11 protein-coding genes are annotated in these 14344 nt (G+C 54.0%); 2 read left to right on the top strand and 9 right to left on the bottom strand.

Annotated features, from left to right (window positions below):
- Positions 1–93: 93 nt before the first annotated feature.
- Positions 94–1206 (top strand): GDP-mannose 4,6-dehydratase, encoded by a 1113-nt coding sequence (gmd, locus tag FHG12_RS01690; RefSeq protein WP_139513952.1) that lies wholly within the window; start codon positions 94–96, stop codon positions 1204–1206.
- Positions 1207–1252: 46 nt separating this feature from the next.
- Positions 1253–2194, top strand: coding sequence for a GDP-L-fucose synthase family protein (locus tag FHG12_RS01695; protein ID WP_139513954.1), 942 nt, complete (start codon positions 1253–1255; stop codon positions 2192–2194).
- Between the two features lie 162 nt (positions 2195–2356).
- Here FHG12_RS01695 and FHG12_RS01700 read toward each other — a convergent pair whose 3' ends face one another.
- From FHG12_RS01700 to FHG12_RS01740, 9 genes are all read right to left on the bottom strand, one after another.
- Entirely contained in the window at positions 2357–3727 is a 1371-nt protein-coding gene (locus FHG12_RS01700; protein ID WP_139513955.1) for a glutamate-1-semialdehyde 2,1-aminomutase, read from the bottom strand.
- 47 nt (positions 3728–3774) lie between these two features.
- Positions 3775–5157, bottom strand: a complete 1383-nt coding sequence (locus tag FHG12_RS01705) for a DUF4910 domain-containing protein (RefSeq protein ID WP_139513957.1) — start codon at positions 5155–5157, stop codon at positions 3775–3777.
- A 154-nt stretch (positions 5158–5311) separates the two neighbouring features.
- Positions 5312–6595 (bottom strand): class I SAM-dependent methyltransferase, encoded by a 1284-nt coding sequence (locus tag FHG12_RS01710; RefSeq protein WP_230471256.1) that lies wholly within the window; start codon positions 6593–6595, stop codon positions 5312–5314.
- 87 nt (positions 6596–6682) lie between these two features.
- A complete protein-coding gene (locus tag FHG12_RS01715) occupies positions 6683–8038 on the bottom strand; it encodes an NAD(P)H-dependent oxidoreductase (RefSeq protein WP_139513961.1) in 1356 nt (451 codons plus the stop codon).
- A 94-nt stretch (positions 8039–8132) separates the two neighbouring features.
- Complete coding sequence (gene rfbC / locus FHG12_RS01720; protein WP_139513963.1) at positions 8133–8687, bottom strand: dTDP-4-dehydrorhamnose 3,5-epimerase; 555 nt, start codon at positions 8685–8687, stop codon at positions 8133–8135.
- Between the two features lie 50 nt (positions 8688–8737).
- Positions 8738–9862 carry an NAD-dependent epimerase/dehydratase family protein gene (locus FHG12_RS01725; RefSeq protein ID WP_139513965.1) on the bottom strand — a complete coding sequence of 375 codons (1125 nt, stop codon included), beginning with the start codon at positions 9860–9862 and terminating at the stop codon, positions 8738–8740.
- 114 nt (positions 9863–9976) lie between these two features.
- Positions 9977–10861, bottom strand: a complete 885-nt coding sequence (gene rfbF / locus FHG12_RS01730) for a glucose-1-phosphate cytidylyltransferase (RefSeq protein WP_139513967.1) — start codon at positions 10859–10861, stop codon at positions 9977–9979.
- 367 nt (positions 10862–11228) lie between these two features.
- A complete protein-coding gene (locus FHG12_RS01735) occupies positions 11229–11999 on the bottom strand; it encodes a WecB/TagA/CpsF family glycosyltransferase (RefSeq protein WP_139513969.1) in 771 nt (256 codons plus the stop codon).
- Positions 12000–12130: 131 nt separating this feature from the next.
- On the bottom strand, positions 12131–13528 hold the full coding sequence (locus tag FHG12_RS01740) for an undecaprenyl-phosphate glucose phosphotransferase (RefSeq protein WP_139513971.1): 1398 nt from the start codon (positions 13526–13528) through the stop codon (positions 12131–12133).
- Between the last annotated feature and the right edge of the window lie 816 nt (positions 13529–14344).

Below are 14344 nucleotides of genomic sequence, written 5' to 3' on the forward strand. Positions count from 1 at the left end.
AGAAAGCTTTTAATTTTCATTCATTTATTTGCACTATTACCTAATAAAAGTATATTTGTTACTAAGATAATTATAAATACACCTGTCCCTTTCATGAAAAAGGCATTAATAACTGGCATAACCGGCCAGGATGGATCTTATTTGGCCGAATTGCTTCTCGAAAAGGGATACGAAGTGCACGGTATCAAGCGCCGGTCGTCCTTATTTAACACCGACCGTATAGATCATCTCTACCAAGACCAACACGAAAGCGATGTGCGCTTTAAGCTGCATTTTGGTGACTTGTCGGACTCGACAAACATGATTCGGATTGTGCAGGAAGTGCAGCCCGACGAGATCTACAACCTGGGTGCGATGTCGCACGTGAAGGTGTCGTTCGACGCGCCCGAATACACAGCCGACGCCGACGGCGTAGGTACGCTACGCCTGTTGGAAGCAGTTCGGATTCTGGGGCTTACGAAGAAGACCAAAATCTACCAGGCCTCGACTTCCGAGCTGTATGGCTTGGTGCAGCAGGTGCCCCAATCGGAAACCACGCCCTTCTACCCGCGCTCGCCCTACGCGGTGGCCAAGCTTTATGGGTATTGGATCACAGTTAACTACCGAGAAGCGTATGGTATGTATGCCTGCAACGGCATCCTGTTCAACCACGAGTCACCACGCCGGGGCGAAACCTTCGTGACGCGCAAAATCACACGGGCGGCAGCTCGCATCGCGCTGGGGCTACAACAACAATTGTTTTTGGGCAATCTAGATGCTCAGCGCGATTGGGGTCACGCCAAAGACTATGTAGAAGCCATGTGGCGAATGTTACAGCAGGAAACGCCCGAAGACTTTGTCATCGCTACCGGCGTCACGACTACGGTGCGTGAATTTGTGCGCTTGGCTTTCGCCGAATTGGGAATAGAACTAGGCTTTCGCGGTGAAGGTGTCGAAGAAACCGGCTATGTAATAGCCTGTGCCAACCCAGAGTTTGCTCTCTTACCCGGCCAGATCCTTGTAGCCATCGACCCCGCCTATTATCGTCCAACGGAGGTAGAGTTGCTCATCGGTGACCCAACCAAGGCTAAAACCCAATTAGGTTGGGAGCCAAGCTATGACTTGGCCGCATTAGTTCAGGAAATGGTCCAGGCCGATTTGGCTCTATTCCGCCGCGATGCGTACCTGCTCGAAGCGGGGCACGCGGTACTTCTTCACGACGAGTAACCGTCGTTCCCTTCCTCTCCGCCCTCACTCACAGTTGTCATTACGAATGGAAATTTCCGCAAAGATTTATGTTGCCGGCCATCGGGGAATGGTAGGCTCGGCGTTGTTACGCCGGCTGCAAGCTGGCGGCTACACGAATATTATCACCCGTACTTCCGACGAACTGGACTTACGCAACCAAGCAGCAGTCGCTGATTTCTTCGCGGCCGAACGACCCGAATACGTATTCCTGACCGCAGCCCGCGTAGGTGGCATCAATGCCAACAATACGTACCCAGCCGAGTTTCTTTACGATAACCTCTTGATAGAGAGCAATGTAATTCATCAAAGTTACCTCCACGGCGTTCAGAAGCTTTTGTTCTTAGGTTCTTCGTGCATCTACCCGAAGTTGGCGCCGCAGCCCATTCGGGAAGAATATCTGCTCACGGGCCTGCTGGAGCCCACTAACGAACCTTATGCCGTAGCCAAAATTGCGGGCATTAAGCTTTGCCAAGCATACCGTAAGCAATATGGTTGCTCCTTCATTGCAGCTATGCCGACCAATCTGTATGGGCCCAACGACAACTACCATCTTCAGAACTCGCATGTGCTGCCGGCCCTGCTCCGCAAGTTCCACACGGCTGTCGAGCAAGAGGCATCCACTGTAGAGGTCTGGGGCACGGGCACCCCGCGGCGCGAATTTTTGCACGTTGATGACCTGGCCGATGCATGCCTGCACCTGATGCTGCACTACAACGGCAGCGACGCCATTAACATCGGGACGGGCGAGGATATTTCTATCGGCGACTTAGCGCGGCTTATCCAGCGCATCACAGGATTTCGAGGCAAAGTGCGGTTCAACGCACTCATGCCCGATGGCACCCCTCGTAAGCTTTTGGATGTCAGCCGGTTGAATGCGCTAGGTTGGCGCGCCTCCATTCCGCTGCAAGAAGGCATCAAATCAGTTTATGCCCTGACAGAATGGGCAGAACAGCTCGTAAACGCTTAAGCGCTCGCCTATTGAGCAGTACATAGACGCTTAATCTCCAGCTAAAAACCGTCGGGCTTCCACCAATACTATTTGGTGGAAGCCCGACGGTTTTTAGCTGGAGATTAAGCGTGTTAAAGTTAGCAACACAAAATCGCAAGTTTACAAATAATTGATTATCAACTAGTTATGAGTCCGGTAAACCGGCTTCACTGGCCGCCCTTCCAGATATACCTCAACCCCGTCGGTGAGAGCCCGGCGGTAAACCCCCAGCGCCTCGTGAATGCGCTCAACCGTCAGATCAACGTCGGCGGGCTTGTGCGCGTAGCTGATGATAAGCGACGGTAGCAGCAAGCCACGGCGCAGGGTTTCCTGTAAGAACAGCGTCCGGAAGGGCTGAGAAGGCTTGCCTTCTGCGTCGCGCGTTCCGTATACCAAGCTGCAGGCTGGCCCAAATACCCGAAAATAATCTTCTACCTGCTGGTCGCGGGCGGCCTGTTCGAGACCCAGTCGCAGCCGTTCGCCTTGCTCATACATGTGCGCGATAACGGGTTCGCGCCGGTAGGTTTCGAGTACGGCCTGCATGGCAGCCAAGGCATGCGATTCGGCGCCGTAAGTAGTTGACAGTAAGAACACTCGCTCACGATCGTGGAGCAATCCACCGAGTTCCATCAGGTCGCGGCGTCCAGTGAGAGCCGCAATGCTGAACCCGTTCCCCAGTGCTTTTCCAAACGTGCTCAAGTCGGGCCGAACGCCGTGTACGGCCTGTGCGCCGCCTACGTGCCAGCGCAACCCAGTGATGATTTCGTCAAAAATCAGCACCGTGCCTTCGCGGTCGCAGAGCTGTCGTAAGCCGGCCAGAAAGCCCGGCACGGGCGGCACGTCTTTTTCAACTTCCAATATCAAGGCCGCTATCTGCCGGGGATGTTGCAAAAACAGCGCCTCGACGCTGCTCAAGTCGTTGTAGCGGAAGGATAGGGTGAGTTCGCGCACGGCATTGGGCACCCCGGCCCGCACCGGGGTGCTCCCCATAAACCAGTCGTCGGTAGAGAAAAATGGATGATCGGCACAGATGGCAATAAGATCACGGCCCGTAGCGGCCCGCGCCAGTTTGATGGCGGCCGTCGTAACATCGGAGCCGTTTTTCGCAAACTTCACCATCTCACCAGCCTGCACCGTGCGCAGGAAATCCTCGGCGGCTTCTAACTCGAGGACCGTCGGGCGGCCCAGATTAACGCCGTCGAGCATCGCTTTTTGCGCAGCTTGTACTACTGGTGCATAGGCATGCCCCAAGGTTACGGAGCGCAGGCCCATGCCGTACTCAACGTACTCATTTCCATCAACATCCCATACCCGGCAGCCTTGCCCCCGCACCAGATAAGGTGGCATAAACTCCGGAAACTGGTCATCGCCTTTGGCATAGGTATGGCTGCCGCCGGGAATGGCCGCGTGAAAGCGCGCCTGCAACGCCTGCGACTGGGTGAAAGCACGAGTAGTACCGGATTCGGCCGCTATACCAGCAGCAGAAGACTCAGATAAAGAAGAAGCGGACATGGCAACGCAGATAAAAAGCAAGCCGGCCTTCACCAGCTCTGGTCAGTTCAGGAAAAAGGAGGCGGCTCGGACAGCGCCGATGCCTTTTCCGCCAGCAAGCCGGCGGCAAGCAGCTGGGCAGCAGCTTCGCGTATCACATTGAAGGACAAGCCACTACACTCAGCAATAGCAATCAGGTCGTGCGTGCCGTCGGCTTGGTTGAGCACCCATAACAACGCCATTTCGGCTTCACGAGGGCTAGCCTGGCTTTTGATGGCTTGGTACAGCCCCCGACGGCCAAGTTGCGGCTCCCCATACGGGCTGAGGTTCTGGTAATATTGATTGCCTTCCAAAACCTCTATTACACGCTCATACAAAGCCAACGAGCCGACGAGTTGGGCGGGTTGCACAAACTCGCAGTCATCGGCAGAAGTATGGTACTCCGGAAACTCCCCGAAAGGCGTTCGCGATAGACAGCCTACCGGCAAGTTGAAGCCCGGCGAACAATATTGGCGCTCGTCGTAGCCATACGGAATGAAGTCGCGCAGTTCGTGTGCGTATCCGCCCGTGCGCAGTACGTGTGCTACCACCCGGTCGATGTCGGCGTTGCCGCGTCGCGAACGCTTGTAAGTGAACGCGCCGTCGCCGCCGAGCAGCGTTGCCACCAAGCCGTGCCGGATGCGCGCCAACCCATCGGGCGTTTGCCGGCTTAGCCACGTAATCGCCCCGATGGTGCCAGGGCCAAATACAAAGCGATACGAAAGACGATGCGGACGCTCACTTAGTTGCCGCGCTAGTTCGGCCACCACCACCATGCCCGAAAGGTTGTCGTTGGCAAGTGACGGGTGGCAGCAGTGACACGAAATCAAGACTTCGTCTTCGACTTCGCCAGGTACCAGCAGTTCGCCATACGTTAGCGAGCCGTTGGGGTCGAGCGTAGCATCGATGCACACTTCGTATTCGGCTTCATTCAGCGTTTGTAACTGATTGTGCGACAAGCAGAAGCCCCAGTTCGGATTGTAATAGGAAGTGCGGTACGGAATCAGATCGGGTTGCGCGGGGAGCGAAAACAGATGCTCGCGCAGTTCGGCAATCGGCACCCAGCCCTGTTTGGGCGTGCTGTAGTTCAGTACGTGCAGGTTATGATTTCGAAAATCGATAACGCGCTCACCAGCAGCATTTTTTATCCAGGCTTCCCGCACGTTCCATTCAGGGGGCACCGTCCAGTCCAGAGCGGGCGTACCGCTGGGCACTTCGTGGACCACCATATTCGGGAGCTGCTCGCGCAAAATGGCCAGCGTTTGCCGTACGCCGTTGCCCGTAATGCTCCGACAGATGGGGTATAGTCGCAGCAACAAAGCATGCAACAACGTACCCAAATCTGCAGGCGCAGCAGCGGGAACAACACTGGAAACAGGAGTAAATTCCAACCCGAGCATATACAGAGCCATAAATAAACAGTTCTCAGAAAAGCCGTGGTCGCGAACCTTCTGAGAACTGTATATTTACATAACTAATACTTAATCAATTACTTACAAAAAAGCTGCGATCCCGCTCACTTTTCCTGCGAAGCTTTTAGGTGTAGTGTTGAAGCATATTTTCCGGTTAAGAATACACTTTCACTTCCGGAATGGGCACCACAAACTGTCCGCCCCACTCCCGAATGTCGCTCATCTGCTCCATGATTTCTTCACGCAGGTTCCAAGGCAGAATCAGCACATAATCGGGCCGGGTCTGACGGATGCGGTCGGGGTGGCACACTGGAATGCGCGTACCCGGCAGAAAATTCCCCTGCTTGTGGGGGCTCAAGTCGACCGTGTATTCCAAAAAGTCGGTGCGAATGCCACAGTAGTTGAGCAATGTGTTGCCTTTGCCGGGCGCGCCATAGCCTACTACCGTTTTGCCGGCCCGTTTCACTTTGATAAGGAATTCAAGCAGCTTGAGTTTGGTTTCTTTTGCTTTCTCCTCGAAATCAGTGTAATACGACAAGTCCGTTATTCCAACTTCCAGTTCGTGCTGGCGCAAAGCCTCTACTCGCTTCGTTACAGGATGAGTTTCGTCGGCCGTGTGGCGAGCAAAAATACGCAGCGAACCGCCGTGCGTCGAGAGTTCTTCTACGTCGAAGAGCGTGAGGCCGTGGTGGGCAAAAATGCGCTCGACGGTGTAAAAAGACAGGTACGAGAAATGTTCGTGATAAATCGTATCGAACTGGTTGCCTTCCATCAACCGCAGCAAGTGCGGAAACTCCATTGTGATCACTCCCGTGGGCTTAATCAGGGCTTGCATGCCTGCCACGAAGTCGTTGATGTCGGGGACGTGCGCCAGCACGTTGTTGCCAAGCAATAGGTCGGCTTGGCCCGTGGTAGCCGCGATGTGGCGGGCAGTTTCGAGGCCGAAAAAGCGGACCAATGTGTTGATTCCCTTGGCGCGGGCGTATTCGGCCACGTTGGAAGCAGGTTCAACGCCCAACACCGGAATTCCCTTTTCTACAAAGTATTGCAGCAGGTAGCCGTCGTTGCTGGCCACCTCTACCACCAGGCTTTTCGGATTCAGCTCGAAGCGCTCCGCAGCCATATCAGTGTATTTCTTTGCATGACGCAACCACGAAGCCGAATACGACGAGAAATATGCGTAATCGTTGAACACTTCGGCCGGGCTCACAAACTCATCGAGCTGCACCAAGAAGCAGTTGCGGCAAACACGGGCATGCAACGGGTAAAACGACTCGGCCCGGTTGAACTCATGCGGACGTACGTGGTCTTGGCACAAAGGCGAAGTCCCTAGGTTTACGAGCGTTACATCGAGGGGAGAGCCGCAGAAACGGCACGGGCTTGCAGGCGGTTCTACCGGATCGCTGCTAGCTGCGAGGGGAGCTGAGAATATATTCAAACTCGACTGAGGAAAGAGTGATTCTTTTGCAAGAACAGGAGGAGCAGAAGCGAGTTGATCCATGTCAGTAAGATAGAAAAAGATGCGTTATAGCTTGGTTGCTGGGTCAAAGGTCAAATGCTCAATGTCGACGGCAGCCTCTGCGCCCGAGCCGAAGTAAGCGGCTTGTTCACGCCGCAGACGGTCGATAAGCCTACCTTCCGGCAAAATGACATCGTCGTAAGTAAGCGCTTGGTCCTTGGCCACATCGTGGCGCAGTACGCATCCTTCAGCCACCCCCAAGGGTAATAAATTTTCTTGATGAGCAATATCAGCGTTTTCTGCCAGACCATAGGTATGGTAGTGCCCAATTCCATCGAGCACTTGGCCTGCACGGAGCTGAACTTTAGCAGCCGTGATAACCTCCACAGTAGCAGCACCTTGCGGAGCCAATGCTGCATCCTGAAAAAGCACCGCCCGCGCAACCGTAGTTGGCGTTTCGAAGTGGCAAAGGTGATACGGCGTATAGAAGCAATATAGTGGGCCCGTGCCCAGCTTGTACAAATTTAGGTAGTGCTGCTGCACCGGATCGTCGATGGTGCCCAGCACGAATACTCCCGGCCCAGGCTCAGCTCCTACTACATAATCAACGATCCCAGGACCGCCGTCAAGCAGCAATTCCTGCGGATACCAGTTAGCAGCTTGCGTGATGGGCGTGCGCGGTTCCACGGTAGGTCCGAGCATGCCGCGGCGAGCTACGCGCATGCCTAAAGCATTGGCAATTACAGCTTGCTCGAAGCTGATTTTGCTGCCATCGGCAAAGCTGGTCACCATGCTGGGGTTCTGCCCCCACTGGCGGGCAAAGCCCTCCTGCGTGGTCGGGTTGCGATACGGATCGTGCAGGCCTTTGATATTACCACACAGTACCGGCTTGATACCCAGCCCTTTCACAAAACGTACCAGATTGAGCGTTACACCCGGTTGGTCGCCATCGGCGACGGTATAGATTACCCCGGCGCGGTCGGCATATACTTTCAAGATAGGGCCAACGGTGCCGTCGAGCTCCGCATTGAGCAGAATAATGTGCTTACGGTGCTGAATAGCTTCGAGCACCACTTGCGCCCCGTGCTCTACAGCGCCGGTTACCTCGATGATGGCATCGATGCCGGCGGCGCGGCTCAGCAGCAAAGCGTCGTCGGTGATGGCACACTGTCCACGTTCAATGCATTCTTCGAGCTGCGCTACGGTGCTTACTTCCTGCAAATCGGCTACGCCGGCTTCCGCGTAGACCTGTCGGGCTTTATCAACGGTGCGGTTGGCGATGGCAACCAGTTCCATCCCCTGCACATAGCAGCAGATCTGGCGGGCCACACCACGCGCCATAAATCCGGCGCCCACCATGGCCACCCGGATAGGTTTGCCGGTCCGCTGGCGCTCGGCAAGCGCTTTATCTATAATAAGCATCTGAAGCGACTAAAAAAGTAGGATTAAATTCTGCGTTCGGCATCTGAGCAAACAACTAATTCATTGATAATCAATCGTTTACTAATTGATCGAATTAATTTTTAATTGAATCTGGTATGAGCAACGTGAAGTTCGGATGATTTTGATCTTTCTCCGAAATGATCTCTGGCTGAATTGGCCAGTTAATGCCAATGGCCGGATCATTCCAGCGGATGCCCCGCTCAGCACCGGGCGCGTATTTGGCCGATACCTGGTAGGTTACGTCGGTGTTGGGTGCCAACGTAATAAACCCGTGCGCAAACCGACCGGGCACAAACAGCATCCGGAAGCTATCGGCTGTGAGCTCCACGCCTATCCATTTTCCGTAAGTCGGCGACTCCTCACGCAGGTCGACTATCACATCGTAGATGGCACCGCGGGTGCACCGGATAAGCTTGGTTTCCTCGTGGGGCGGCAACTGGTAGTGCATGCCCCGCAACGTTCCCTGCCGGGGGTTAGACGAAACATTCGCCTGCAAAGGCGGCATTAGAATGCCGTGTGCAGCAAATTCATCTTCGCACCACGACCGGGCGAAAAAGCCGCGGTCGTCGGACATGCGTTCTAAGTCAATGATAAAGGCACCGGGCAGCTCGGTTTCGGTAAATATCATAACGGGGGCAATAAACGGGGTAAAGAACGCGAAATCTTGAAGTACAAATATTAGGCCACGGAGGCAGCAGGAGTTTCCAGCACGGCTTCGGACTGCAACTTAGCGGTGGCGCCCGATGTGGCATTCCATTCTAAGTCTTCGTTGAGCTGGTCGCTGTCGCGCAGGGCCGTGAGCACGCGCAGGCGCATCAACTGGGAGCTGCGGAAGCTGGCGTCGCGGAAGCCCATGTCGAGCAAGCCATCGCGTAGTTCCGTGATGGTGTCGGCGAGCGTACGCTGGGGCTGGTGGTTAGGTGCGAGCTGGCGGAACAAGCTGAAATCTACGCGGTAGGAGCGTTTGTCGGGCGGTGCAGCGGCGTTCAGACTCACGCGCGTGCCCGGAATGGCAGCGGCAACTGCTTCGGCAAGCTCTTTTACTTGGTAGTTCCACTGATCAGAACCGGCATTGACGGCCAAGAAGTTGCCGCCGTTGCTGGCTTCCCGCCCAATTGCCCACTCGATAGCGCGGGCCATGTCTTGCACGTGAATCAGCGGACGCCACGGCGTACCATCGCTGAGAATGTTGATTTCACCACCTGCTACGGCACCGGCTACGAAGTCATTGACTACCAGGTCTAGCCGTACGCGGTCGCTCCAGCCACAAGCCGTTGCGAAACGCAGGCAAGTCACGGTGAAGGTATCGTCGGCGAGAGGCGCGAGGTCTTTTTCGCTTGCTACTTTGGAGCGCGCATAAGCCGTGAGCGGGTTCAGATCCGACGTTTCGGTTTTGGCACCTTCGCCACCAGCGCCGTACATGCTGCAGCTGCTGGCAAAAACAAAGGCTCCTACGCCGGCCTCTTTGGCACGGCGCGCCAGCCCGATGCCGGCCTGATGATTGATTTCCAACGTTACGTCCTCATAGGTCTGGCCCATGGGGTCGTTGGAAATGGCAGCCAAATGCACAATAGCGTCTACGCCTTGCAGCAACTCGGTGGGCAGGTGGCGCACGTCACCAAATACCTGACGGTCGAGGCGCGACTCGGGCAAACGCGTTACGCCGGTCAGGCAATGAGCAAAATAGCCCATGTCGTAGCCGATAAGCTCAGCCTGAGGAAATTGCTGACGCAGGTGGCGTACCACGCCCGGCCCCACGTAGCCCATATTGCCAGTAATAAGGATGCGGTTGATGTTTTTCATATATACAAGAAGCAGAAACCAGTTAGCAAATGCGCGCAACACATCTACGCATCTTCTTGATAACCAAATAGTTATATTTTAGTTATCAAGAAAGCAATTAGCATGAAATAGTATTTAGTTAAGAACAGTGGGGGAAGCTACGCGCTCGCTGGCTGGGGCAGCAACGGGCGTGGCTAGGATTTCGGCCATGACCGGGTCGGAGGAGGCAGTAGCGGGTTTGTCACTCCATACCTTCCACTTCGCCTTACCGGCATGCCACATTTCTTCGAGCATGTTTTTATCGCGGAGCGTGTCCATGGGCTGCCAGAAACCCGTGTGGCGATAAGCGCCGAGTAAGCCATTGGAGGCCAAATGCTCTAGCGGTGCTTTTTCCCAAATGGTGTCATCGCCTTCCAAGTAATCAAATACACCGGGCTCTAGCACGAAGAAACCGCCGTTGATCCAAGGCGTTTCGCCGCCTTCGGGCTTTTCGGTGAAGCTGCCTACTTTGTCGGAGCCCTCGCCGAGGTTGAACACCCCAAAGCGACCGGGCTGCCGCACTGCCGTGAGCGTAGCCATTACGCCCTGTTCGCGGTGGTGCTTTACGGCCGCCGTGATGTCGATATCACCCACGCCGTCGCCGTAGGTCATGCAGAAGGTGCTGTCGCCTACGTATTCGCGGACGCGGCGCAAGCGGCCACCGGTCATCGTTTCCTGACCGGTGTCCACCAACGTTACAGTCCAGGGTTCGGCATTATTGCGGTGAATCTGCATTTCGTTGCGGTCCATCCGGAAGGTAACATCGGAGTTGTGCAGGAAATAATCGGCGAAATATTGCTTGATCAGGTAGCCCTTGTAGCCGCAGCACACCACAAAATCAGTGATGCCGTGGTGCGCATAAATTTTCATAATGTGCCACAGGATCGGCTTGCCCCCGATTTCGATCATCGGTTTGGGCCGAACGCCACTTTCCTCGCTAATGCGGGTGCCATAACCGCCGGCCAGAATTACTGCTTTCATAAAATGCAATGAGAAGGTATAAGGGGGTGAGAGAAGAGAAGCTTAACAAAGGCATAATCCACGCAAATCAGCCTTGGATGGATGGATATAAGTTTGTTGAAAGATAAATATTATTATAATAATGTCAATATAAAATAGTAACAATTTTTTCAAAAGGTCAATTCTTAACGTAGTTTATGCACTTATTCTTGGATAACTCAGCAACTTCCAACATTAAAGCACAATTAAAAATTGTACTGTATAGCACTGACCCTGAATATGTTCCAAGGTTGTCGCAGCAAGTTCTGGTCTTTGTTATATTAAGCACCGGCCGAGTATGAAATTTTTTAGCCCATTGCGGGCTTCGGCGGCTTATACGTGACTCCGGCTAAACGGATACACGGCGACCTTTGCCCATGTTGGCAAGGGTGTGGCGAGTCATCAGATAAACAAAATGCGAATTGGTCACTAGGTAGCGCTTCCACAACCGGCGCGGCTCCAGCCACAGCCGATAGGCCCACTCCAACCACAGGCGGCGGGCCCACTGCGGCAGACGCTGCTCCAAGCCCGCATACACCGGAAATGCCTGCCCTACACCCAACATACAAGCCCGAATACGTCCTTGGTGGGCAGCCATCCAGCGCTCCTGACGCGGGCAGCCCAACGCCACAAATACCAGATCAGGGTCGGCGGCATTAATGGCGGCCACTTCGGCGGCGTCCTCTTCAGGCGTGAGCGGCCGGAAAGGCGGCGAGTGAATGCCGGCAATGCGCAACGCGGGCAGCTCGCGCTTGGCACGGGCTACCATAGCATCCAAAATGGTTTGGGTAGTGCCGTAGAAATAAACCGATTGGCCGCGCTTGGCCGCTTCCTCGAGCAGAGCTGGCAGCAGATCCATACCGGCTACACGCTCCTGCTTAGTATCGTTGAACCAACCGACCGCGGCCGCCACCGGGCTGCCGTCGGGCGAAACGATGGCCGCGTTGTCTAGCACTTGACGAAATTCAGGGTCGCGCTGGGCTTCTACCAGCATGTGTACGTTGGCAAAGCAAACGTAGGCGGAGGACCGGGCAGCGCCCAAGCGAAGAATGGTATCAACAAACTCCGAAGACTTACCCGTCGATATCGATAAGTCCAGAACGGGGTACTTAGCTAGCATTGCAACAAATAATAATTAAAAATCCCGAAAAAAAGCCAGCACCTTATATAGTTATAAAGTGCTGGCCATCAGATACTTACAAAGCAATGAAAGCTAATAAGTACGTGTTTCTATCAAGATTTTTACTGGTTTTAGTAGGCGTTCTTTTCGCCGCGCACCATGTTCCATACGGTTTTGCCGATGATTTTCAGGTCGAGGCCGAAAGACCAATTCTCTACGTATTTCAGATCGTATTCGATGCGCTTTTCCATAGAACCTTCTGCGCGGGTTTCGCCGCGGTAGCCGTTTACCTGAGCATAGCCCGTGATGCCGGGGGTTACGGCGTGGCGCATTTGGTACGTGCGAATGTGCTTGGAATATTCTTCCAACTGCGACACCATGTTAGGACGAGGCCCTACAACCGACATATGGCCGAGCATCACGTTGAAGAACTGAGGCAGTTCGTCGAGGTTGTATTTGCGCAAGTACTGCCCTACTCGAGTCACGCGTGGGTCCGATTTGGTAGCCTGCAACTCCGTTTGGCCGTGGTCGGAACGCATGGTGCGCAGCTTGTAGCACGGAAACAGCTGGTTGCGTTTGCCGGGACGCATCTGCTTGAAGAACACCGGACCGGGTGAGTCGAGCTTAATCAAAAGCGCCAGCAAAGGCATCACAAATGGGAAGATGCCAAAGATCACCACCGACGAGAAAGCAATATCAAACAACCGCTTCAGCATCTGGTTGGCCCGAATACCCAGCGGCTCGTGCCGGATAGTCAGGATAGGCATGTGGTCATAGAAATACACATTCACGTCTTTGCGCACAGTACCGCGGAAGTCGGGTACAATCCGGAAAGACAAGAAGTGATCGTCGGCAAACGAAGACAGCTCATCGATGAGATGACGCTGATCAAGGGGCAGCGCAAAGTAAATTTCGTCGATTTGAGCGCGGAGGCAGTAGTTTTTTAGCTCAGCCAAATTGCCACGCACCAAGTTGCGCAAGCCCGCTGGAGGGTTGTCGTCGGTGAAGAAGCCGTGGAATTGGTTTCCTACGGGGTCGTGCGAGGCCAAGAAGCGGTACAGCTCCTGCGCGCTGTTGCCGGCGCCCACAATCACGAAGCGGCTGTTTGGGCGCGCAATGTGCTGATGGTAAGCCCGATAGCAGAACGTCATCAGGAAACGACCAGTCACGACCAGCGTCAACGAGAGGCTGTATACCAAGAAGATGTAGCGGGAAGGTATCCAGTACATTTCCAGCACCAACACGCAGGCCAGCACGCAGCAGGCATGCAGCAAGAAGGTGCGCATCAGGTACAGCAGCTTCTCCGGATACGTAATGAGCCGGTCGACGCGGTAGATGTTGGCAAATTGCCCCGACAACAGCCACCACAACAGCGTGAAAATGGCAAAGAAGAAGGGGTAATAACCAGTAAAGTGCCAGTTACCTTGCACGATAAACCCAGATAGTCGGAATGCTCCAAAAATCAGGGCGCCATCAACAATGGGCAGGACGAAGCGCGATGCATCATTGTAATGTCTGTAGCGTTCCATAAACGGTGGTAGAATAAGCGTCAGACGATCAGATCAGTTGTTTGGGGAATGAGCCTATAACGTAGATCACTCCATAAAGGTCATCATTTTTTATAGTTTAAACAATAATTTATATAACATTTTTTAACGTCAGGTAAAATACAACTTCAAAATATACCTTGATTAGCCTGATAATCTGCCATTTGCACCGTGTGCAATCGTTTTAGTAGCTTCTGAATTTTAGCCTAGTGAAGATGGTAAAATCCTAAGCTTAAGCTGGACCATTCCTAGTAAAACACCAAAATTTGTTGCGCCGATAAGACGATCAGGAGATGAGAAGCGTCTTTGTGCCCACCAGTAACAAGAGCACAAGCTCATAGTGTGTTCTAACCATCCGATCAGGACGTCGCTACGATGATCGAGATCCATACCGCAGCCCTATCCTACTCTGACGCGACCGAACAATCCGGCAGAAGACATTACGAAAAATTTCGTAGGAAACGACACGATTACGAATCCCTTCGTATATCTTGCTTTACGAAACAATTCGTATTTATTTATCTTCTGTCGCATTATGCCACCGATTTCCTGCAACCCTTCCAAAAAAGCGCAGTCATTCCACTAGATAAGAGTATTTCATGCCTGCTTAGTCACTGATCTTCCGCCATAAACTCGCCTCATCGCATGAAAGCACATGGGCACACACGAGGTTACGTGAGGCAGAAACAAGGGCGGGCGGAGCGCTCTTCTGGACCACGCACGGTTGGGAAGGCCACGCGGCTTGGCCTCCCTCCTTCCATACAGGAAGCCTGCCTCAGCGCAGATCTCCAGCCGAAA

It is taken from the genome of Hymenobacter jejuensis (genome assembly GCF_006337165.1).
Lineage (GTDB): Bacteria > Bacteroidota > Bacteroidia > Cytophagales > Hymenobacteraceae > Hymenobacter > Hymenobacter jejuensis.

What these genes read in the sequence shown, in the direction of transcription:
- gmd (WP_139513952.1), top strand. Translation starts at nt 94, where the DNA reads ATGAAAAAGGCATTAATAACTGGCATAACCGGCCAGGATGGATCTTAT.
- rfbC (WP_139513963.1), bottom strand. Translation starts at nt 8,687, where the DNA reads ATGATATTTACCGAAACCGAGCTGCCCGGTGCCTTTATCATTGACTTA.
- FHG12_RS01740 (WP_139513971.1), bottom strand. Translation starts at nt 13,528, where the DNA reads ATGGAACGCTACAGACATTACAATGATGCATCGCGCTTCGTCCTGCCC.
- FHG12_RS01705 (WP_139513957.1), bottom strand. Translation starts at nt 5,157, where the DNA reads ATGGCTCTGTATATGCTCGGGTTGGAATTTACTCCTGTTTCCAGTGTT.
- rfbF (WP_139513967.1), bottom strand. Translation starts at nt 10,861, where the DNA reads ATGAAAGCAGTAATTCTGGCCGGCGGTTATGGCACCCGCATTAGCGAG.
- FHG12_RS01700 (WP_139513955.1), bottom strand. Translation starts at nt 3,727, where the DNA reads ATGTCCGCTTCTTCTTTATCTGAGTCTTCTGCTGCTGGTATAGCGGCC.
- FHG12_RS01725 (WP_139513965.1), bottom strand. Translation starts at nt 9,862, where the DNA reads ATGAAAAACATCAACCGCATCCTTATTACTGGCAATATGGGCTACGTG.
- FHG12_RS01695 (WP_139513954.1), top strand. Translation starts at nt 1,253, where the DNA reads ATGGAAATTTCCGCAAAGATTTATGTTGCCGGCCATCGGGGAATGGTA.
- FHG12_RS01715 (WP_139513961.1), bottom strand. Translation starts at nt 8,038, where the DNA reads ATGCTTATTATAGATAAAGCGCTTGCCGAGCGCCAGCGGACCGGCAAA.
- FHG12_RS01735 (WP_139513969.1), bottom strand. Translation starts at nt 11,999, where the DNA reads ATGCTAGCTAAGTACCCCGTTCTGGACTTATCGATATCGACGGGTAAG.